The organism is Pseudomonas sp. MT92 (assembly GCF_058792515.1).
This window is the reverse complement of record NZ_JBXAFA010000006.1, coordinates 317,506-337,149: the sequence shown is the minus strand read 5'-3', so window position 1 is coordinate 337,149 and position 19,644 is coordinate 317,506. Positions and strand designations below refer to the sequence as shown.

21 protein-coding genes and 1 tRNA gene are annotated in these 19,644 nt (G+C 60.3%); 7 read left to right on the top strand and 15 right to left on the bottom strand.

The window, feature by feature from the left end; genetic code table 11:
• Positions 1–31: 31 nt before the first annotated feature.
• From AC1Q6D_RS14185 to AC1Q6D_RS14170, 4 genes are all read right to left on the bottom strand, one after another.
• Positions 32–106: transfer RNA gene (locus tag AC1Q6D_RS14185), tRNA-Gln, on the bottom strand.
• 36 nt (positions 107–142) lie between these two features.
• Positions 143–994, bottom strand: coding sequence for a 4-(cytidine 5'-diphospho)-2-C-methyl-D-erythritol kinase (gene ispE, locus AC1Q6D_RS14180; RefSeq protein ID WP_103405115.1), 852 nt, complete (start codon positions 992–994; stop codon positions 143–145).
• A 1-nt stretch (position 995) separates the two neighbouring features.
• Positions 996–1,613, bottom strand: coding sequence for a lipoprotein insertase outer membrane protein LolB (gene lolB / locus AC1Q6D_RS14175; RefSeq protein WP_047533176.1), 618 nt, complete (start codon positions 1,611–1,613; stop codon positions 996–998).
• Between the two features lie 4 nt (positions 1,614–1,617).
• Positions 1,618–3,342 carry a tetratricopeptide repeat protein gene (locus tag AC1Q6D_RS14170; RefSeq protein WP_103405116.1) on the bottom strand — a complete coding sequence of 575 codons (1,725 nt, stop codon included), beginning with the start codon at positions 3,340–3,342 and terminating at the stop codon, positions 1,618–1,620.
• A 214-nt stretch (positions 3,343–3,556) separates the two neighbouring features.
• Here AC1Q6D_RS14170 and hemA point away from each other — a divergent pair, with 214 nt between their 5' ends.
• The 6 genes from hemA (at position 3,557) to AC1Q6D_RS14140 (ending at position 8,927) form a co-directional block, all read left to right on the top strand.
• The gene (hemA, locus tag AC1Q6D_RS14165) at positions 3,557–4,846 is read left to right on the top strand and encodes a glutamyl-tRNA reductase (RefSeq protein WP_090465049.1); all 1,290 of its coding nucleotides are present in this window, start codon (positions 3,557–3,559) and stop codon (positions 4,844–4,846) included.
• Entirely contained in the window at positions 4,843–5,925 is a 1,083-nt protein-coding gene (gene prfA / locus AC1Q6D_RS14160) for a peptide chain release factor 1 (RefSeq protein WP_103405117.1), read from the top strand. Before hemA ends, prfA begins: the two co-directional genes overlap by 4 nt.
• Positions 5,926–6,756: a peptide chain release factor N(5)-glutamine methyltransferase gene (gene prmC / locus AC1Q6D_RS14155; protein WP_103405118.1), complete on the top strand. Its 831-nt coding sequence runs from the start codon at positions 5,926–5,928 to the stop codon at positions 6,754–6,756. It begins immediately after the preceding gene.
• The gene (locus AC1Q6D_RS14150) at positions 6,750–7,505 is read left to right on the top strand and encodes a molybdopterin-synthase adenylyltransferase MoeB (protein ID WP_047533163.1); all 756 of its coding nucleotides are present in this window, start codon (positions 6,750–6,752) and stop codon (positions 7,503–7,505) included. The genes prmC and AC1Q6D_RS14150 overlap by 7 nt, the downstream gene beginning before the upstream one ends.
• On the top strand, positions 7,498–8,289 hold the full coding sequence (gene murI, locus AC1Q6D_RS14145; protein WP_090465041.1) for a glutamate racemase: 792 nt from the start codon (positions 7,498–7,500) through the stop codon (positions 8,287–8,289). The genes AC1Q6D_RS14150 and murI overlap by 8 nt, the downstream gene beginning before the upstream one ends.
• A 119-nt stretch (positions 8,290–8,408) precedes the next feature.
• Positions 8,409–8,927, top strand: coding sequence for an acyloxyacyl hydrolase (locus AC1Q6D_RS14140; RefSeq protein ID WP_090465038.1), 519 nt, complete (start codon positions 8,409–8,411; stop codon positions 8,925–8,927).
• A gap of 67 nt (positions 8,928–8,994) precedes the next feature.
• On the opposite strand, the gene AC1Q6D_RS14135 is transcribed toward AC1Q6D_RS14140, so the two are convergent.
• From AC1Q6D_RS14135 to AC1Q6D_RS14085, 11 genes are all read right to left on the bottom strand, one after another.
• On the bottom strand, positions 8,995–9,300 hold the full coding sequence (locus AC1Q6D_RS14135; protein ID WP_007981864.1) for a YkgJ family cysteine cluster protein: 306 nt from the start codon (positions 9,298–9,300) through the stop codon (positions 8,995–8,997).
• Positions 9,301–9,361: 61 nt separating this feature from the next.
• Positions 9,362–10,633 carry an SAM-dependent methyltransferase gene (locus AC1Q6D_RS14130; protein WP_103405119.1) on the bottom strand — a complete coding sequence of 424 codons (1,272 nt, stop codon included), beginning with the start codon at positions 10,631–10,633 and terminating at the stop codon, positions 9,362–9,364.
• Entirely contained in the window at positions 10,620–11,435 is an 816-nt protein-coding gene (locus tag AC1Q6D_RS14125) for a DUF1365 domain-containing protein (RefSeq protein WP_103405120.1), read from the bottom strand. Before AC1Q6D_RS14125 ends, AC1Q6D_RS14130 begins: the two co-directional genes overlap by 14 nt.
• Complete coding sequence (locus AC1Q6D_RS14120; RefSeq protein WP_103405121.1) at positions 11,432–12,679, bottom strand: NAD(P)/FAD-dependent oxidoreductase; 1,248 nt, start codon at positions 12,677–12,679, stop codon at positions 11,432–11,434. Before AC1Q6D_RS14120 ends, AC1Q6D_RS14125 begins: the two co-directional genes overlap by 4 nt.
• A complete protein-coding gene (locus AC1Q6D_RS14115; RefSeq protein ID WP_103405122.1) occupies positions 12,676–13,458 on the bottom strand; it encodes an SDR family NAD(P)-dependent oxidoreductase in 783 nt (260 codons plus the stop codon). Before AC1Q6D_RS14115 ends, AC1Q6D_RS14120 begins: the two co-directional genes overlap by 4 nt.
• Entirely contained in the window at positions 13,455–13,877 is a 423-nt protein-coding gene (locus tag AC1Q6D_RS14110) for a nuclear transport factor 2 family protein (RefSeq protein WP_103405123.1), read from the bottom strand. The genes AC1Q6D_RS14115 and AC1Q6D_RS14110 overlap by 4 nt, the downstream gene beginning before the upstream one ends.
• Complete coding sequence (gene phrB / locus AC1Q6D_RS14105) at positions 13,870–15,315, bottom strand: deoxyribodipyrimidine photo-lyase (protein WP_492618473.1); 1,446 nt, start codon at positions 15,313–15,315, stop codon at positions 13,870–13,872. Before phrB ends, AC1Q6D_RS14110 begins: the two co-directional genes overlap by 8 nt.
• A 13-nt stretch (positions 15,316–15,328) precedes the next feature.
• Positions 15,329–16,270 (bottom strand): MerR family transcriptional regulator, encoded by a 942-nt coding sequence (locus AC1Q6D_RS14100; protein WP_103405125.1) that lies wholly within the window; start codon positions 16,268–16,270, stop codon positions 15,329–15,331.
• Complete coding sequence (locus tag AC1Q6D_RS14095; RefSeq protein ID WP_103405126.1) at positions 16,270–17,229, bottom strand: YbgA family protein; 960 nt, start codon at positions 17,227–17,229, stop codon at positions 16,270–16,272. Before AC1Q6D_RS14095 ends, AC1Q6D_RS14100 begins: the two co-directional genes overlap by 1 nt.
• A gap of 115 nt (positions 17,230–17,344) precedes the next feature.
• Positions 17,345–17,560 carry a TIGR02450 family Trp-rich protein gene (locus AC1Q6D_RS14090; RefSeq protein WP_103405127.1) on the bottom strand — a complete coding sequence of 72 codons (216 nt, stop codon included), beginning with the start codon at positions 17,558–17,560 and terminating at the stop codon, positions 17,345–17,347.
• On the bottom strand, positions 17,557–18,543 hold the full coding sequence (locus AC1Q6D_RS14085; RefSeq protein WP_047533123.1) for an NAD(P)/FAD-dependent oxidoreductase: 987 nt from the start codon (positions 18,541–18,543) through the stop codon (positions 17,557–17,559). The genes AC1Q6D_RS14090 and AC1Q6D_RS14085 overlap by 4 nt, the downstream gene beginning before the upstream one ends.
• A 198-nt stretch (positions 18,544–18,741) precedes the next feature.
• Between AC1Q6D_RS14085 and AC1Q6D_RS14080 the strand changes: the two genes are divergently transcribed.
• Positions 18,742–19,644, top strand: coding sequence for a TIGR01777 family oxidoreductase (locus AC1Q6D_RS14080; protein ID WP_103405128.1), 903 nt, complete (start codon positions 18,742–18,744; stop codon positions 19,642–19,644).

Here is a 19,644-nt window from a genome sequence, read left to right as displayed (position 1 = left end):
GCTGAGGGTAACCTGGATGAGTATAGGAAAATGGCAGGGGCGGCTGGATTCGAACCAACGCATGGCAGGATCAAAACCTGCTGCCTTACCGCTTGGCGACGCCCCTGTATCTGTTGCAACGATTACCCAGTAATCGATTCCTTTAGAGCAGACTTTGCAGCTTGCGATGCAACATCGAAACGTTGCTTCCTTTTGCTACAAACCCTGTAAGGGTCTCTGTAAGAAGGGCCGAGACTTTATCAGCTTCAGCTTTGCTTGGGAAGCCCCCAAACACACAACTTCCAGTTCCGGTGAGTTTTGCTTCGGTAAAATTACCTAACAAATTCAATGCGTTACGTACCTCTGGATAACGCCTTGCTACTACCGGCAAGCAGTCATTTCGACTGTTTCCCTTGGGAACGGGGCGCACTTTAATGGGCGGCGAGTTACGTGTCAACAACGGATCGGAAAAAATTTCTGCCGTACTTACAGATACTTGCGGCACCAGCACCAGATACCACGGTTCTTCCGGGTCTACCGGGGTCAGTTTCTCCCCCACGCCTTCGGCGAAAGCCGCGTGGCCGCGCACGAAAACCGGGACATCGGCGCCCAGTGTCAGGCCCAGTGCGGCCAGCCGATCTTCATCCCAGCCCAATTGCCAGAGATGATTGAGGCCAAGCAAGGTCGTCGCGGCATTCGAACTGCCGCCACCGATTCCACCGCCCATGGGCAAAACTTTGTCGATCCAGATATCAATGCCGAGCCTACAACCGGATTGCTCCTGAAGTTTTTTCGCGGCTTTGACGATCAGGTTGCTGTCATGGGGAACACCTTCGAACGCGGTGTGCAAATGAATGACGCCGTCATCGCGCACGGCGAAGGTGATTTCATCGCCATAGTCGAGAAACTGAAACAGCGTCTGCAACTCGTGGTAGCCGTCTTCGCGGCGACCGAGAATGTGCAACATCAGGTTGAGCTTGGCCGGGGAGGGCAGGGTCAGGCGACTGGCAGGCATGTCATTGCCCCAGCTTGCGTGGTTGCCAGGCCTTGATCACCAGCGTGACATCGAGGTCGGTGCCGTGCAGCTTGATGCGCTCGGGCAGCCAGTAGCCGTTTTGCTCGGTGTAGGCGGTGTACTCGACCTGCCAGCCATCTTGTTCAAGACTGGCCAGGCGGCTGTCGCCATCCAGGGTCAGGCGGCTCTTGCTGTCCGGAGCCGGAAGCCCGCGAACCCACCAGGCCAGATTGGACACCGGCAACTTCCAGCCCAGTTGTTCTTCAAGCAGGACTTCCGGGCTTGGCGCTTCATAGCGACCCTGGTTGGCAACTTCCAGAGAAACCTTGCCGGGCCGCCCGGTCAGGCGTGCCGCCCCGCGACCCAGGGGGCCGGAAAGGCGGATGTCGTAATAGTCCTGGCGCTGCAGCCAGAACAGCGTGCCGCTACCCGAATCCTTTGGCGCGCGAATGCCGATCTTGCCGTCGATCTGCCAGCCATCCAGGGCGGCAAGCTGCTGTTTGTGCTCGCGCCATTGGGCGGGGTTACCGTGGCCCTCGACGGATTCGCGGGCACCGAAGCCCGCGCAACCGGCGAGCAGGGCGATGAAACTGAAAACGATGATGTGGCGCAAAAACATAATCTTAAAGAGTCTCTGATCCGGTCAGGCGCTTGATGGTACCGCGCAGTGTTGGGCTGTCAGGCTGTTCCTTGAGGAATTTGCCCCATATTTGCCTGGCTTCGCGCTGTTTGCCATTGGCCCACAGGACTTCACCCAGGTGTGCGGCGACTTCCTGATCTGGGAAGCGTTGCAATGCCTGGCGCAGCAGGCGTTCGGCTTCGTCGAGGTTGCCCATGCGGAAATTCACCCAGCCGAGGCTGTCGAGCACCGCCGGGTCTTCCGGATTGATCTGGTGAGCCTGTTCGATCAGGGCCTTGGCTTCGGCGTAACGTGTCGTGCGGTCGGACAGGGTGTAGCCCAGGGCGTTGAGCGCCATGGCATTGGCCGGGTCGTGCTTGATGATCAGTCGCAGGTCTTTTTCCATCTGCGCCAGGTCATTGCGTTTTTCCGCCAGCATGGCACGGGTGTAAAGCAGGTTCAGGTCGTCGGGGTATTGCTGCAGGGCTTTTTCCAGCACGTTCCAGGCTTTGTCGCCCTGTTTGTTGGCGGACAGGGTTTCCGCCTCGATCAGGTACAGCTGGATCGCGTAGTCCGGTTGCTCGTCGCGTTCCGTCGCCAGGCGGGATTGGGCTTCGGCGGTCCTGCCGTTGTTCATCAGAATATCGGCCTGACGCAATTGTGCCGGCAGGTAATCGTTGCCCGGACCCACCTGGCCGTACTCGATCAGCGCGCCCTGCGGGTCATTGCGCTCTTCGGCGATCCGGCCGAGGTTCAGGTGTGCCGAATCGACATGGCTTTCCCGGGCGATCAAGTCTTCCAGATAGCCCTTGGCCTCGTTCCAGGCCTTGGCTTCCAGGCAAACCAGCGCCAGGGAGTAACGCAATTCGTCGTCTTCGGGATATTGCTGGACCAGGCTCGAGAACTCGGCTTTGGCGTCGTCCATCCGGTCCTGTTCAACCAGCATGCGCGCATAAGTCAGGCGCAGGCGTTTGTCGTCCGGATATTTCTTGATGCTTTTTTGAAGCAGCGGCAAGGCCTCGTCACCGCGATCGAGGGTTTGCAGCAGGCGTGCGCGCAGCAGAATCGGGGCAATTTCGCCGTCGTCGGGCGGATTGTCTTCGAGCAGGGTCAGCGCACCTTTGGCGTCGCCGTCCTGTTGCATCAGCAAGGCCTTGCCGAAAATCAGCTGACTATTGTGCGGATGGCGCTGCAATAAACGGTCGAAACTCTTCATCAAACCGTTACGCGTATCCTGGTCGGTGTCGGACGCGGACAAGGCCAGGAAGTCGAAGTGGGTGTCGCCCTTGCCTTGCAGGACTTTCTCCATATAGACCATGGAGTCGTCGTAGCGCCCGGCGCGGGCCAGTTGTACGGCAGCGGCCCGTTGCGCCTCGAGGTCGTCCGGGGCGTTCCGGGCCCAGATCAGTGCGGTGTCCAGGGCGGCCTGATCGGCGCCCAGGTACTCGGCGATGCGGAATGCCCGCTCGGAAATGCCCGGATCCTGGGTATTGATGGCCTGGGTCACATAGTTGTCCAGGGCAATGTCGAAACGATTGCGCTGGCCAGCCAGTTCGGCGCTCAGCAGGCTGAAGACCGTGTCTTCGCTGAATGAGCTGTAAACCTTGGGCTTTTCAGGCGCCGGAGTGCTGTCTTCGGCCGGCGACGTACTGTCCGACGATACGGGTGCCAAGGCCTGGCAGCCGCTGAGGAAGACAAAAGCGAGGAGCAACGCGGAGGATCTATTCATATAGGAAGAGGACGACTAACCTGCGGTCGGATCATCATGACACAAGCCTTGGGTCAAACATAACCGGCCTGCCATTTTCGCATGTGCACGCCTGTAAACGAGAATATCTCGCAATACGGGCATGTGCCCGCCATGGCAATAGATATCGAATAGTTGTTCTGATTCCGTCGAAGTAGGACAATTGCCGGCTTCACGTCACCATCAGCGACTTTGAATGGCCTTCCTTGCACTCGGTATTAACCATAAGACTGCTTCAGTAGACGTCCGCGAGCGCGTGGCCTTTACCCCTGAGCAGCTGGTGGAGGCCTTGCAGCAGCTCTGCCGACTCACCGACAGCCGCGAAGCTGCGATCCTCTCCACCTGCAATCGCAGTGAGCTCTATATAGAACAGGATCACCTGTCGGCGGATATCGTCCTGCGCTGGCTGGCCGAATACCATCATTTGAGCCTCGAGGAACTGCGCGCGAGCGCCTATGTGCACGAAGATGATGCGGCAGTTCGTCACATGATGCGGGTGGCCTCCGGGCTCGATTCGCTGGTGTTGGGCGAACCGCAGATTCTTGGCCAGATGAAATCGGCCTACGCCGTGGCTCGGGAGGCCGGCACCATCGGCCCGCTGCTCGGACGCCTGTTCCAGGCCACGTTCAATGCCGCCAAGCAGGTGCGCACCGACACCGCCATCGGTGAAAACCCGGTGTCCGTGGCGTTCGCCGCAGTCAGCCTGGCGAAACAGATTTTCAGCGACTTGCAACGCAGTCAGGCCTTGCTGATCGGCGCCGGCGAGACCATCACCCTGGTCGCCCGCCATCTGCATGACCTCGGCGTAAAGCGAATCGTGGTCGCCAATCGCACACTGGAGCGGGCGAGCCTGCTGGCCGAGCAGTTCGGTGCCCACGCGGTGTTGCTGTCGGACATCCCGGCGGAACTGGTGCGCAGCGACATCGTCATCAGTTCCACCGCCAGCCAATTGCCGATCCTGGGCAAGGGCGCCGTGGAAAGCGCCCTGAAACTGCGCAAGCACAAACCCATTTTCATGGTGGATATCGCCGTTCCTCGGGATATCGAGCCAGAAGTCGGCGAGTTGGACGACGTTTACCTGTATAGCGTCGACGATCTCCATGAGGTGGTCGCCGAGAACCTCAAGAGCCGGCAAGGCGCTGCGCAAGCGGCTGAAGAGATGGTGTCGGTCGGTGCCGAAGATTTCATGGTCCGCCTGCGTGAATTGGCGGCGGTGGACGTGCTCAAGGCCTATCGTCAACAAAGCGAACGCTTGCGCGACGAAGAATTGCAAAAAGCCCAGCGTCTGCTGGCCAACGGTGCCAGCGCCGAAGATGTGCTGCTGCAACTGGCCCGTGGATTGACCAACAAATTGATGCACGCACCCAGCGTGCAGTTGAAAAAGCTCTCTGCCGAAGGTCGCCTCGATGCGCTGGCGATGGCCCAGGAACTCTTTGCCCTCGGTGAGGGCTCATCGGAAAGCTTTTCGGATAAGAAACCGCAATGAAAGCGTCACTGCTCAATAAGCTGGACATCCTCCAGGACCGTTTCGAGGAATTGACCGCCTTGCTTGGCGATGGCGAGGTCATTTCCGATCAGAACAAATTCCGCACCTATTCCAAGGAATACGCGGAAGTCGAGCCGATCGTCGAGACCTATAAACAGTTGCTCAAAGTGCAGGGCGACCTGGAAGGCGCCCAGGCATTGCTCAAGGACAGCGACCCGGACATGCGCGAGATGGCCGTGGAAGAAGTCCGCGAAGCCAAGGAGCGCCTGGTCGAACTGGAAGCCGGCCTGCAACGCATGCTGCTGCCCAAGGACCCGAATGACGGGCGTAACGTGTTTCTGGAAATCCGCGCGGGTACGGGCGGTGACGAGGCGGCGATTTTCTCCGGCGACCTGTTCCGCATGTATTCGCGTTACGCCGAGCGTCGCGGCTGGCGGGTGGAAATCCTCTCCGAGAACGAGGGTGAGCACGGCGGTTATAAAGAAGTCATTGCTCGCGTGGAAGGCGACAACGTCTACGGCAAGCTGAAATTCGAGTCCGGTGCGCACCGCGTGCAGCGGGTTCCGGCCACCGAATCCCAAGGGCGCATCCATACCTCGGCCTGCACAGTGGCCGTATTGCCCGAGCCGGATGAGCAGGAAGCGATCGAGATCAACCCGGCGGACCTGCGGATCGACACTTATCGTTCCTCCGGTGCCGGCGGTCAGCACGTCAACAAGACCGACTCGGCGATCCGTATCACCCACTTGCCGTCGGGCATCGTGGTCGAGTGCCAGGAAGAACGTTCCCAGCACAAGAACCGTGCGCGGGCGATGTCCTGGCTGTCGGCCAAGCTCAACGATCAGCAGACCAGTGCCGCCGCCAATGCCATTGCCAGCGAACGTAAATTGCTGGTGGGCTCGGGTGATCGCTCCGAACGCATTCGCACCTACAACTTCGCCCAGGGTCGGGTCACCGACCACCGGGTCAACCTGACGCTGTATTCCCTCGACGAAATCCTCGCCGGCGGCGTCGATGCGGTGATCGAGCCGTTGCTGGCCGAATATCAGGCCGATCAACTGGCGGCGATAGGTGAGTAAATGACGATCATCGCCAGTTTGTTGCGCGCCGCCGATCTGCCCGACTCGCCCACGGCGCGTCTGGATGCCGAATTGTTGCTGGCGGCAGCGTTGGGCAAGTCCCGCAGTTTTCTGCACACCTGGCCGGAACGTATCGTTCCGAGCGAAGCGGCGCTGACGTTCGCCGAATACCTTCAGCGCCGCCGCAGCGGTGAGCCGGTGGCCTACATTCTGGGTCAGCAGGGTTTCTGGAAGCTCGACCTGGAAGTGGCGCCGCACACGCTGATCCCGCGTCCGGACACCGAGCTGTTGGTGGAAGCCGCGCTCGAACTGTTGCCGGCCACACCGTGCACAGTTCTCGACCTTGGCACCGGCAGCGGTGCCATTGCCCTGGCCCTGGCCAGTGAGCGTCCGGCGTGGAAGGTCACCGCCGTCGATCGCGTGCCGGAGGCCGTGGCTCTGGCCGAACGCAATCGCCAGCGTCTGAACCTGAACAACGCCACAGTGTTGAGCAGTCATTGGTTCAGCGCTCTGGAAGGTCAGCGTTTTCAGTTGATCATCAGCAATCCGCCCTACATCGCGGCAGCCGATCCGCATCTGGTGGAAGGCGATGTGCGCTTCGAGCCGGCCAGTGCCCTGGTGGCCGGTGTCGACGGGCTCGACGATCTGCGCTTGATCGTCGCCCAGGCGCCGGAGCATCTGGAGGCCGGTGGCTGGCTGATGCTTGAACACGGTTACGACCAGGCCGAGGCGGTGCGTGATTTGCTGCTGACCCGTGGCTTTGAAGAGGTCCACAGCCGCACCGATCTGGGCGGTCATCAACGCATCAGTCTGGGGCGCCTGCCATGCTGAATGATCAGGAATTGCTGCGCTACAGCCGGCAGATTCTGTTGCACCACATCGATATCGACGGCCAGTTGCGCTTGAAAGAAAGCCGCGTGCTGATTGTCGGCCTCGGTGGGTTGGGTGCGCCGGTGGCGTTGTATCTGGCCGCGGCGGGTGTCGGCGAGTTGCATCTGGCGGACTTCGATACAGTCGACCTGACCAACCTGCAGCGCCAGATCATTCATGACACCGACAGTGTCGGCATGAGCAAGGTCGATTCGGCGATCCAGCGTCTGACGGCCATCAATCCCGAGGTTCAACTGGTCGCCCACCGCACGGCGCTGGATGAAGATTCCCTGGCGGCTGCGGTGGCGGGTGTGGACCTGGTCCTCGACTGTTCGGACAATTTCTCCACCCGTGAAGCGGTCAATGCCGCTTGCGTAGCCGCCGCAAAGCCGCTGGTCAGTGGCGCGGCGATTCGCCTTGAAGGGCAGTTGTCGGTGTTCGACCCGCGTCGTCCGGAGAGTCCGTGCTACCACTGCTTATACGGACACGGCAGCGAGGCCGAACTGACCTGCAGCGAGGCCGGGGTGGTCGGTCCGCTGGTGGGCCTGGTCGGCAGCCTGCAAGCCCTTGAAGCGCTGAAGCTGTTGGCGGGTTTCGGCGAGCCGCTGGTGGGGCGCCTGTTGTTGATCGATGCCTTGGGCTCACGCTTTCGTGAATTGCGAGTCAAGCGCGACCCGGGTTGCAGCGTTTGTGGGCCAAAGCATGCGTGAAGCGCCGATTGGCGTGTTCGACTCCGGCGTCGGTGGGCTGTCGGTGCTGGCCGAGATCCAGCGTTTGTTGCCCAACGAGTCACTGCTGTACGTCGCCGATTGCGGCAATATTCCCTACGGCGAGAAAACCCCGGAATTCATCCGGCAGCGTTGTAGCGTCATGGCCGGTTTCTTTCAACGGCAGGGCGCCAAGGCCCTGGTGCTGGCCTGCAACACTGCCACCGTAGCGGGCGTTGCCGACCTGCGACGCGATTACCCGCAATGGCCTATCGTCGGCATGGAGCCGGCGGTCAAGCCGGCCGCTGCCGCGACCCGCAGTGGCGTGGTCGGCGTGCTGGCCACGACCGGTACATTGCAGAGTGCCAAGTTCGCGGCATTGCTCGATCGTTTCGCCACGGATGTGCGCGTGATCACCCAGCCTTGTCCAGGGCTGGTGGAGCTGATTGAAAAGGGTGATCTGCACAGTCCCGCACTGCGTCAATTGTTGGCCGGTTACGTCGAGCCCCTGCTTGCCGAAGGTGCTGACACCATCATCCTGGGCTGCACCCATTACCCTTTCCTCAAGCCGATGCTCAAGCAGATGATCCCCGATGACATCAGCTTGATTGACACCGGCGCCGCTGTTGCGCGCCAACTTCAACGTCTGCTGGCCGAGCGCAATTTGCTCGCTCGAGGCCCTGCTCGCGCGGCGCAATTCTGGACCAGTGCCGATCCCCTACACTTCGCAAATATTTTGCCGATACTGTGGAATACCGCTGGCGTTGTGCAAAGCTTCAACGAGTAAGAAGGTTGTGGGGCAAGCGAATAATTGGGGTGAACTTCTGATAAATCGCCGACTTCTATAGCTGTGAGTGTCGAGCAACAAAAAAACCAAACGTAATCGTTCGGAAAAGGAAGTTTCTAATGAAGCGACTATTCTGCTTGGCCGCGATTGCGGCCGCACTGATGGGGCACAGTTTTACCGCACAAGCGGCAGGTGTGGAATTCGGGATCGGCCAGACCAGCGACTCGACCATGACTTATCGATTGGGCATGCAGTTCGATTGGGACAAGAGTTGGTGGCAGAGCGATGTCGGCCGCCTGACCGGTTACTGGAGTGGCGCCTACACCTACTGGGAAGGCGACAAGAGTGCCAGTAACAACAGTCTTTCGTTCTCGCCAGTGTTCGTTTACGAGTTTGCCGGCCAGAGCGTCAAACCGTACGTGGAACTGGGGGTAGGCGTGGCGTTGTTCTCCAACACCCAGGTCGAAGACAATCACCTGGGCAGCGCCTTCCAGTTTGAGGACCGCTTGGGTTTTGGTCTGCGTTTTGCCGGCGGGCATGAAGTCGGTATTCGGGCCACGCATTATTCCAACGCAGGGATGACCAACCCGAACGACGGCACAGAGAGTTACGCGTTGCACTATACGATGCCGTTGTAACGATCACGGCCTGGACAATTTGTCGTGCCCCTCTGTGGGAGCCAGCTGGCCCCCACAGAGCGCACATTCAGCGATACGCCGTGGAAATGCCCTGGCGCTCATCGATGCATTCCGGCGCGCCCATCTCGAATTCCCGGCAGATCAGCGGGCGCTTTTCGTAGATGGTGCACATCATCGTGTTGCGATCCAGCGCGGCGCACCAGCCGTCGTCCAGGCGCAGCATGACTTCCCCACCCCAGTCATCGGTATCGATGAACCGCTCGGGCACGCCTGTGTCGGTGATCAGCATGACTTCGAGCTGGCAGCAGCAGGCTGCACAGGTCGAGCACGTGACGGCCGGTTCGGCGATTTGCGTGTGAGGTATGGTTTTCATGGCGCGCAGTGTAAGTCAGTCGCCCGCCGCTGTGTGAACACTCAGACGGGACGCCCGGTCATCAAGCATCGAAGCGACCCAACAGCGGCGCCGTGATTGCCGAAGGCTTGGCCAGCAGCAGTTGCGCGGTGCCGATGGTGCGCTCCATAAAGCCGCCTTCGCAGTAGCACAGGTAAAACTCCCACAGTCGCAGGAAATAGTCGTCGTAACCCAGCTCACTCAAGCGACCCTGGGCGCGGCGAAAATTCTCGCGCCACATACGCAAGGTTCGAGCGTAATGCAGGCCGAAGTCTTCCATGTGCAGCAGGTTCATGTCGGTGTCGCGGCTCACGATCTCCAGCATCTTCTGCACACAGGGCAAGGCGCCGCCGGGGAAGATGTAGCGTTGAATGAAATCGACGCTGTTCCTGGCCTGTTCATAGCGCTGCTCGCGGATGGTGATGGCTTGCAAGAGCATCAGACCGTTGCTCTTGAGCAGCTGAGCGCATTGCTTGAAGTAGGTCGGCAGGAAGCGATGGCCGACAGCCTCGATCATCTCGATCGATACCAGTTTGTCGTATTGGCCAGTGAGGTCGCGGTAGTCCTTGAGCAGCAACGTGACCTGATCTTGCAGTCCGAGGGCATCGATGCGTTGTGCGGTGAAGGCATATTGCTCTTTGGACAAGGTGGTGGTGGTGACTTTGCAGCCGTAGTGTTGGGCCGCGTACAGCGCCATGCTGCCCCAGCCGGTGCCGATCTCCAGCAAGTGATCCGTTGGTTTGAGGGCAAGCTTCTGGCAAATCCGCTGCAGTTTGTTCAACTGCGCCTGTTCAAGGCTGTCCTCATCGGTCAAAAACTGCGCCGCCGAATACATCATGGTTGGGTCGAGAAACTGCTCAAACAGGTCATTACCCAGGTCGTAGTGGGCGGCGATGTTTTTCTGCGAGCCCTTGCGGGTGTTGCGATTGAGCCAGTGCAGGGCCTGGACCAGTGGCCGACCGAGTTTCGCCAGGCCACCTTCGAGGCCATCGAGCACATCAAGGTTGCTGACGAACACCCTGACCACCGAGGTCAGGTCCGGCGAACTCCAGTAGCCCTGGATGAACGCTTCGCCCGCGCCAATCGAACCGTTGCTCGCCACCAGTCCCCAGGCTGCGGCATCGAGGATATGGATCTCCCCCAGCAATTCATGGCTGGCACTGCCGAACACATGGCGTACGCCATCTTCGATCAGCACCAACTGTCCGTGTTTGAGTTGCGTCAATTGCCGAAGCACGCCGCGACGCAGCAGCGATCCGGTCAGGCCCTGGGTATTGAACAAGTTGGCTTTGGCCGAGACGCTAGAGGCTTTCATGGTGGCGATCCTTGGGCAGGGTGGTGGCGATTTGAACGTTGCCGTCGGCCGTCTGATGAGCAAACAACGGTACGCGCTTGAGCAACAGGCGCAGGGCTTGCCAATAGATGGCCAGGGCAGTTTTCGCGGTCATCCATGGAAAGCGCCGCAAGTAACGGTGCAGGCTGGCGCGATCGAGGGGTTCGCGTTCGAGCGTGAGCGTGGCGTCGAACAGTTTCTCTTCGCCCTGCCAGTCGGCCAAGTGCACGCCAAGTCGTTTGGCCACCGGGCTGAAGCTCATGCGGTACTGGATATCGCGCGGCAGGAATGGCGAAACGTGAAAAGCCTTGGGCACGGCAAAGTGTTGATGAAAATCCAACAGGTCCTGCGGTGCCTTGGCAGGCAACACGTAGTGATAACGCTCGCGCCACGGCGTGTTGCTGACTTCGCAGACGATTGCCGCCAGTTGCCCATCGGCTTCATGGCAATAGAAAAAACTCACCGGATTGAACGACAAGCCCCAACTGCGCGGTTGGGTCAGCAGGCAGATCGAGCCTTGCGGCACATGGCCGATGGCTTCGCTGACCAGCTGGCGCACGGCGTCGATCAGGCGCATGCCGTTGCCGGTGTACGCCTTGAGGTAATCGCGTTCACGAAATGAAAACGGCGCAAAGCGGCTGACCCCCGCCAATCCTGACAGGCCGAGCACCGCATCCTGTTCATCGAGGTCCAGGTACAGCAGGCCGATCCGATAGCGGAAGGCGTGGTGCCGAGGGGTAAAGCGTCGATGGGCGATCCAGCCGCTGTAAAGGGCGCTGTTCACAGGTGTTCTCCAAAGGCGCGGGCCACATGCAGGGCGCTGACCACGCCGTCTTCATGGAAACCGTTGGCCCAGTACGCGCCGCAGTACCAGGTGTGCTGTTGCCCGTCCAGTTCTCCCCGGCGCGCCTGGGCCGCCACCGCCGCCAAGCTGTATTGCGGGTGGGCGTAGGTGTATTTGGCGAGCACTTTGAACGGGTTGATGGCGGCGCTCTGGTTGAGGCTGACGCAGAACGTCGTGTCGCTCTGGATGCCTTGCAGGATGTTCATGTCGTAGGTGACGGCGGCACGTGTATGGCCAGCGCCGCCGAGACGAAAGTTCCAGCTGGCCCAGGCGAGTTTTCGCTGTGGAAGCAGGCGCGTGTCGGTGTGCAACACCACCTCATTGTCGGCGTAGGGCAGGGCGCCGAGGATCGATTGTTCGGCTTCGCTGGGCGCTGCCAACAGTTGCAGGGCCTGATCGCTGTGGCAGGCGAACACCACCTTGTCAAAGCGCTCGCTCCCGGCGTGACTGTGGATAACGACACCCTCTGCATCGCGTTCGACTCGCATCACTGGGCAGTTGAGGCGGATTTTCTCGCGGAAGCTGGCGGTCAATGGCGCGATGTAGGCGCTTGAACCGCCTTCGATGACCTGCCATTGCGGCCGATTGCTCACGGACAGCAAGCCGTGATTCTTGAAAAACCTGACGAACGAGTGCAGCGGGAAGGCCAGCATGTCAGCCATGGGCATCGACCAGATCGCCGAGCCCATCGGCACGATGTAGTGCAGGATGAAACGCTCGCCGTAGCCGCCGGCTTTCAAGTAGTCGTCCAGCGTGGTATCGGGCTTGATCCGCTGTTCTTCCAGGTCACGCAGGGCTTGTTTGTTGAAGCGCAGGATGTCCCGCAGCATGCCCCAGAATCCCGGCGACAGCAGGTTGCGGCGCTGGGCGAACAGGCTGTTGAGGTTGTTGCCGTTGTATTCCAGGCCGCTGTCGGGGTCAGTGACCGAGAAGCTCATTTCGGTGGGCTTGAAGCCCACGCCGATCTGGCCCAGCAGACGAATGAAATTCGGATAGGTCCAGTCATTGAACACGATGAAGCCGGTGTCCACGGCATAGCGGTGACCATCGACGGTCACGTCCACCGTGTGGGTGTGGCCGCCGATCCAGTCGCTGGCCTCGAACAGGGTGATCTCATGGCTGCGATTGAGTAGATACGCACAAGTCAGCCCCGAGATACCGCTGCCGATAATGGCAATGTTCACGGCTCGTCCTTGATCGGTGGATGGCTGCGAACCATGCGTTTGCCGATCGCCAGCTTCATCCGGCCGGGCAACTTCGACAAGGGCCAGAGGGCGGCCATGAACAACCCTGGAAACGCGATTTCCAGCGGTCGATCCTTGAGTTTGGCGAAGATGTGCCGCGCGGCTTTATCCGCCGGCCAACTGAGAGGCATGGGGAAGTCGTTTTTTGCGGTCAGGGGGGTGTCGACGAATCCGGGGCTGACCACGGTGACTTCGATGCCTTCCGGTGCCAGATCGATACGCAGCGATTCGAACAAATAACGCATCCCGGCCTTTGAGGCGCCGTAGGCTTCGGCCCTGGGCAGCGGCAGGTAGGTCACGGAACTGGCCACGCCCACCAGGTGCGGCGCAGTGCCTGCCCGCAACAGTGGCAGCGCGGCTTCGATGCAATAGCTGCTGGCAAGCAGGTTGGTGCGCACCACATGTTCGATGATCGAGGCATCGAACTGCCGGGCATCCACGTACTCGCAGGTGCCGGCGTTGAGGATCACTGTATCCAGCGAGCCCCAGTCCTCGGCAATCTGTTCGCCGATTTCACGCACGGTCTGGCTGTTGGTCAGGTCTCCCGCCACCACCAGCACTTGTCCCGGATAACGTTGGGACAAGACTTTCAACGGGGCCACCGAGCGTGAGCTGACCGCCAGGTGGGCGCCGGTCTTGAGGATTTCTTCGGCCAACGCGGCGCCAATACCGCTGCTGGCGCCGGTCAGCCAGTATCTTCGTGGAGGTGTAATGCTCATCCCATTCTCCTTTTCAGCCAGGCAATCGCCCGGCCCAAAACCGGTAGATGTTCATAAAGCAGTGCCCCGGCATCGAAGTAATCCCGGTGGCAATAGACCTTGTCGCGCCAGCGCAGGTGCGAACAACCGTCGACCCGGATCAGCCGGCCACCCGCCAGGCGCGGATGGCGATAACTCATGACCCAGCGCAAATAGCCTTCGCCTTCAGTGATCTGGTCGAAACCATGAAAGTCGAATCGCAGCTCGCTGACGTTGGCGTAAAGCTCGGTGAAGTAGCCGCGCAGTTGCCCGAGACCCTGCACTTCGTGCAGCGGATCGGTGAAGCGCACGTCGTCGGTGTACAACTCGCCGAGGCGTTGCAGATTGTCTTTATCCAATTGCGCAAACCGCTGGGCGAACTGGCGCAGGAAGCTACTCATCCCGACCTCCGGCGTTCTGGCGCGACGGCAGGTTCTTGAACGCCGCCAGGGCGCGAGCACGGGAAGCATTCAGATCGACGATCGGGGGCGGATAATCCGCCACGCCGAACAAGCCGCCGAGTTTCGCCGGGTTGTGCACTTCCTTTTTGTTCAGCCCGGCCAGTTCCGGCAACCAGTGCTTGATGAACACGCCTTCGGCGTCGAATTTTTCCGACTGGCTCAGCGGGTTGAAAATCCGGAAGTAGGGTGCCGAGTCAGTGCCGGTCGATGAGCTCCATTGCCAGCCGCCGTTGTTGGCGGCCAGGTCACCATCGATCAGGTGACGCATGAAAAAGCGTTCGCCCTCGCGCCAGTCGATCAACAGGTTCTTGGTCAGGAACATCGCCACCACCATGCGCAAGCGGTTGTGCATCCAGCCGGTTTCCAGCAATTGGCGCATGGCCGCGTCGATGATGGGTACGCCGGTACGCGCTTCTTGCCAGGCCGTCAGTTCTTCTGGAGCGTCGCGCCAGGCCAGGGCTTCGGTTTCCGGGCGGAAGGCGCGGTGACGGGAGACCCGTGGGTAGCCCACCAGAATGTGTTTGTAGAACTCGCGCCACAGCAGCTCATTGATCCAGGTGACAGCGCCGACCTTGCCGCTTTCGAATTCGCCCTGATTGCTTTGCAGCGCCGTGTGCAGGCACTGGCGAGGGGAAATCACCCCGGCGGCGAGGTACGCCGAGAGTTGGCTGGTGCCGGGTTTTGCCGGGAAGTCACGCTCGCTCTGGTAGTAGTCGATCTGGACGTCGGCGAAGGTGTCGAGGCGGCGGCGGGCTTCGGCTTCACCGGCCGGCCACAACGCGCGCAAGCTGTCGCCGGGTGTATCGAAACCCTGGACCTGTGCCGGGATCGGATCGCTGATGATGTTCAGCGGCGCTTGGGCCATTGGCGCGCTCACCAGGCGCGGCAATGATCGATGCAGGCGTTCGTAGCACACCTTGCGGAATTGGCTGAAGACCTGGAAGTAGCTGCCCGTCTTGGTCAGTACGCTGCCGGGCTTGAACAGCAGTTGATCCAGATAACTGCGGGCGTCGATGCCTTGGGCCTTGAGCCGATCGGCCACCGCGGCATCGCGGCGGGTTTCATGCAGGCCGTACTCTTCGTTGAAGTGCACGGCGTCGACGTTCAACTGCCGGCACAGGTCCAGCAGCACCTGGGGTGCATCGTCCCAGCGCGGGGCGTTGCGGATCAGCAGTGGAATGTTCAGTTCGCCCAACGCCTGGCTCAGCGTCTTCAGGTTACGTAACCAGAAGTCGACTTTGCACGGCGCGTCATCGTGTTCCAGCCATTGCTCCGGGCTCGGCAGATACACCGCCACGCAGGGGCCAGCCGCAGCGGCGGCCGAGAGTGCGGTGTTGTCGTTCACGCGCAAGTCACTGCGCAACCAGATCAATTGCATGGGAATGCCCGCATTAAATAAGCCCGCGCTGAACCAGTACTTGATGAGCTGCCAAAGGATCTTCAGCCACGTACAGATCAGCGATCTCTGATGTTTTTACGGACAACTCGGCGTGGTGGATGCATACCGTTGGTCCGGCGATCATTTTTGGGCAACTGACGCCATTGAAAAGTTTCGGCAGCTGCGAAGGCGTGATGGCTTTGCTGGAATACAGCAGGACGCCACGGGGTTGCAGATGATCGACCGCCAGCGCCAGTTCGCCGGCGGGCAGGGGCCAGTCGAACACCTCCACCGGGCAATCGGCACTGCTGATCAGCCACGCGGTCAGCCACAGGTGAGGTTCCAGGGGCAGGTCCGAGTGGTTGATCAACAGCAACGGCGCGGTGTGTAGCTGACGATTGTTATGGTAGATGCGCGCGCCGAATTTGCTGCGCAGCCAGGAATACACAAACACCCGCTCCATTTGCGCACCGAACTGGCCTTGCCAGCGTTGCTCCAGGTCGGTGAGCAATGGCATCAGCAGTTGTTCGCACAAGGTCCGCGGTGGATACAGGGCCATGGCCTGGTTGACGGTGTCGTCCAGGGTGCGCTCGGATAACGTCGCAACGGCTTGCAACAAGGTCTGGCGAAGACGCTGCCAATCGTTCTCCGCGGACTCGCTGAAGTCTTGCGGGGTGTCGAGCAATTGCTTGACCTGGCTGACGGCCACGCCACGATTGAGCCAGGTGAGGATGGTCAGGATGCGTTGCACATGTTCGGTCGAGAACAGTCGATGCCCCTTGGGCGTGCGCTGCGGCACGATCAGGCCGTAGCGTCGCTCCCAGGCGCGCAAGGTGATGGCGTTGACCCCGGTTTGCCGGGCCACTTCGCGGATCGGCAGCCAGCCCTCATCCAGGGCTTTCTTGAAATCGGCGCCAAGGTCTTCGCTGGCGCTACTGTCGAGAGGGACTTTCATTAGATGGCGTTTCGCAGGCTGAGGTTTTCCGGGTGCGGTTGCAGGTAAACCTGCTGCGCGATGTATGGGTCCGGGTGCTGGCGAAAGTAGTGCTTGAGCAGCGTCAGCGGCACCACCAATGGCACGATGCCGTGGCGGTACTGGCCAATGACGTGTTGCACTTCCTGTTTGTCCTCGGCGCTGATTGCCTGTTTCAAGTAACCGCTGATGTGATGCAGAACGTTGGTGTGGGTGCGGCGGGTCGCGCATTTTTTCAGGGCCGCCATCAACTCGCTGAAATAGCGTGGGCCAAGCACCTTCGGGTCGGTGCGGCCCATGCTGCCCAGCAGATTGCCCAGGGTTTTGTATTGCACCGGGTTGTGGGCCATCAGCAGGTATTTGTAGCGCGAGTGGAAGTCTGTGAGACCGCGTCGAGTCAGGCCTTCTTTCAGCAATTGCTGCCATTCGCTGTAGGCGAATACACGGGTGAGAAAGTTTTCGCGCAGCACCGGGTCGTTGAGTCGGCCGTCTTCTTCCACCGGCAAATCCGGATGCAAGGCGCAAAACGCCTGGGCATAGATGCCTTGGCCGCCACCGTCCTGCGGTGCGCCATTGGCGCGGTAGACCTTGACCCGCTCCAGTCCGCAGGACGGCGATTTCTGCATGAAGATGTAGCCGCTGATATCGCGTAGCTCGGCCGCCATTTTGCGGCCGTAATCGGCCAATGGCTGAGTGACATTGATCTCGCGGTTGATCGTGCCGACGGCTTCGGGTTGATTCGGATCACCCACCAGCCGGATCGGCTCCCGGGGAATGCCAAGGCCAATCGCGACTTCCGGGCAGACCGGCACGAAATCGAAGTAGTCGGTGAGGACGCGGCTGCACAGTCGCGATTCCTTGTGCCCGCCGTTGTAGCGCACTTCTGCGCCCATCAGGCAGGCGCTGATGGCGATTTTTGGTTTGGCAGGAGATGGGAGCATTGGAGCACCTCAAAATCAAAACCTATACAGATGTCACGATCTGTACAACATAGGTTCATCATAGATTCAAAGGTGTACAAGTCAAACAATTTGCACAAGTTTTTCCGAGGCGGGCCTACAGCCAGCCGAACTTCCAGTGATCCTTATCGCAAAGGGCCTGCCACTTGAGCTGTTCGCTGCGTTGGGTCAACACCGCTTGCAACTCGACCTCCAGCACCTCCCCTTCGTCGTTGCGGATCAGCTCGGTCACCAGAAAGTGTTTCTCGCGGTTTTGCGGATGGGCTGCTGTCCATTTCGACAGCAGCAACTTGTTTGGGTTGATGCGGTTCACTGGAGGTGCTCATGCAAGCGGCGGGCGGCTTCCTGACCGCTGAGCCAGGCGCCTTCCACGCGTCCGGACAGGCACCAGTCGCCACACGCATACAGGCCCAGGTCGGCATCGGCCAGCGTGCCCCACTCATGGCTGCTCGCGGGACGGGCATAGAGCCAGCGGTGGGCGAGGCTGAAGCTCGGGGCGGGCATGGCACTGTGCAGCAACTCGGCGAAGGCGCCGTGCAGTTGTTCGATCACGGCTTCTTTCGGCAGGTCGATGTGTTGGCGACTCCAGGCGCTGGTGGCATGCAACACCCAGGTATCGAGGGTGTTGTCGCGGCCCGGTTTACTGCGGTTGCGTGCCAGCCAGTCCAGCGGACTGTCCTGCACGAAACAGCCTTCCATGGGGGTGTCCAGCGGGGTTTCGAACGCCAGTGCGACCGCCCAGGTAGGGTCCATTTTTACCCCGGCGGCGGCACCGGCAAGCTTCGGCGCGGAGGCCAGCAACGCGGTTGCCTGAGGCGCCGGCGTGGCGATCACCACATGGCTGAAGGGACCATGGGTGAAGCCTTCGGCGTCTTGCAGGTGCCAGTGTTCTTCGCCGCGATAGACCTCGGTGATGCGACAGGCGAAATGCACTTCCAGGTCGCCGAGCAAAGCGCGGGTGATGGCGCTCATGCGTGGCGTACCGACCCAACGGGTCTGTTCGTCCGGTGACAGGTTGAGCTGGCCGCCATGAAAGGTGTACAGCTGCGGCGTCCATTCGGCGACCCAGCCGTTGGCTTGCCAGCGCTGCACTTCGGTGACGAAGCGGCGATCGCGAGCGGTGAAATATTGTGCGCCCATGTCCAGGGCGCCCGCGTCGCTACGCTTGCTCGACATGCGTCCACCACTGCCGCGGCTTTTATCGAAAAGTTGAACGACATGCCCTGCATCTGTCAGGGCTTGTGCGGCGGATAATCCGGCAATGCCGGTGCCGATGATCGCGATAGGTACAGTCATAAGGGCCTCGTTTACCTTTCTGTACAGACTACGCCGGGGTTTAAACCTGTACAATATTGTTTTTTGGTATAACTTTTAGCGTTCTTGTTCTGACAGCTTGGCCTATTGTTAAACACAGAGCCTGCCCGATACCAAAAGATCCCTTGCTTATAAAAATAGACTAGTGATCAGGGTAAAACGCCACGTGAGGAAGATGTCATGCACATATTGCTGACCGGCGGTACTGGTTTGATAGGACGTCAGCTCTGCCGACACTGGTCGAGTCAGGGGCATCGCCTGACAGTCTGGAGCCGGACGCCTGAAAAAGTCGCGAAGATCTGTGGCGATCAAGTGCGTGGAATCGCGCGGCTCGAAGACCTGGGCGCCGCCCCCGTCGATGCCGTGGTGAATCTCGCCGGCGCACCGATCGCGGACCGTCCATGGACTCACAAACGCAAAGCCTTGTTGTGGAGCAGCCGTATCACCCTGACTGAAACCTTGCTGGCCTGGCTTGAAGGCCGTGAGCACAAGCCACAGGTATTGATTTCCGGGTCGGCGGTCGGTTGGTACGGTGATGGTGGCGAGCGCGAGCTGACCGAGGAATCGCCACCGGTCAACGAAGATTTCGCCAGTCAGTTGTGCATCGCCTGGGAGGAAACCGCGCAGCGCGCCGAGGCTTTGGGGATTCGTGTGATTCTTATACGCACCGGGCTGGTGTTGTCGGCCGAAGGCGGCTTTTTGTCGCGGCTGTTGTTGCCATTCAAATCAGGGTTGGGCGGCCCGATTGGCAATGGTCGCCAGTGGATGCCATGGATCCATATCAACGACCAAATTGCCCTGATTGATTTTCTTCTGCATCGCAATGAAGCCAGCGGTCCATATAATGCCTGCGCACCGAAGCCGGTGCGCAATCGCGAATTTGCCAAAACGTTGGGCAGCGTGCTCCACCGCCCGGCGTTCATGCCGTTGCCGGCCTTTGTATTGAAGATCGGCCTGGGCGAGTTGTCATTGTTACTGCTGGGCGGTCAGCGAGCCACGCCGGTTCGTTTGCTGCAGGCGGGTTTCACTTTCCGGTTCACTGATTTGCGCGCGGCCCTGGACGATCTGTCCGGCCGCCTCTGA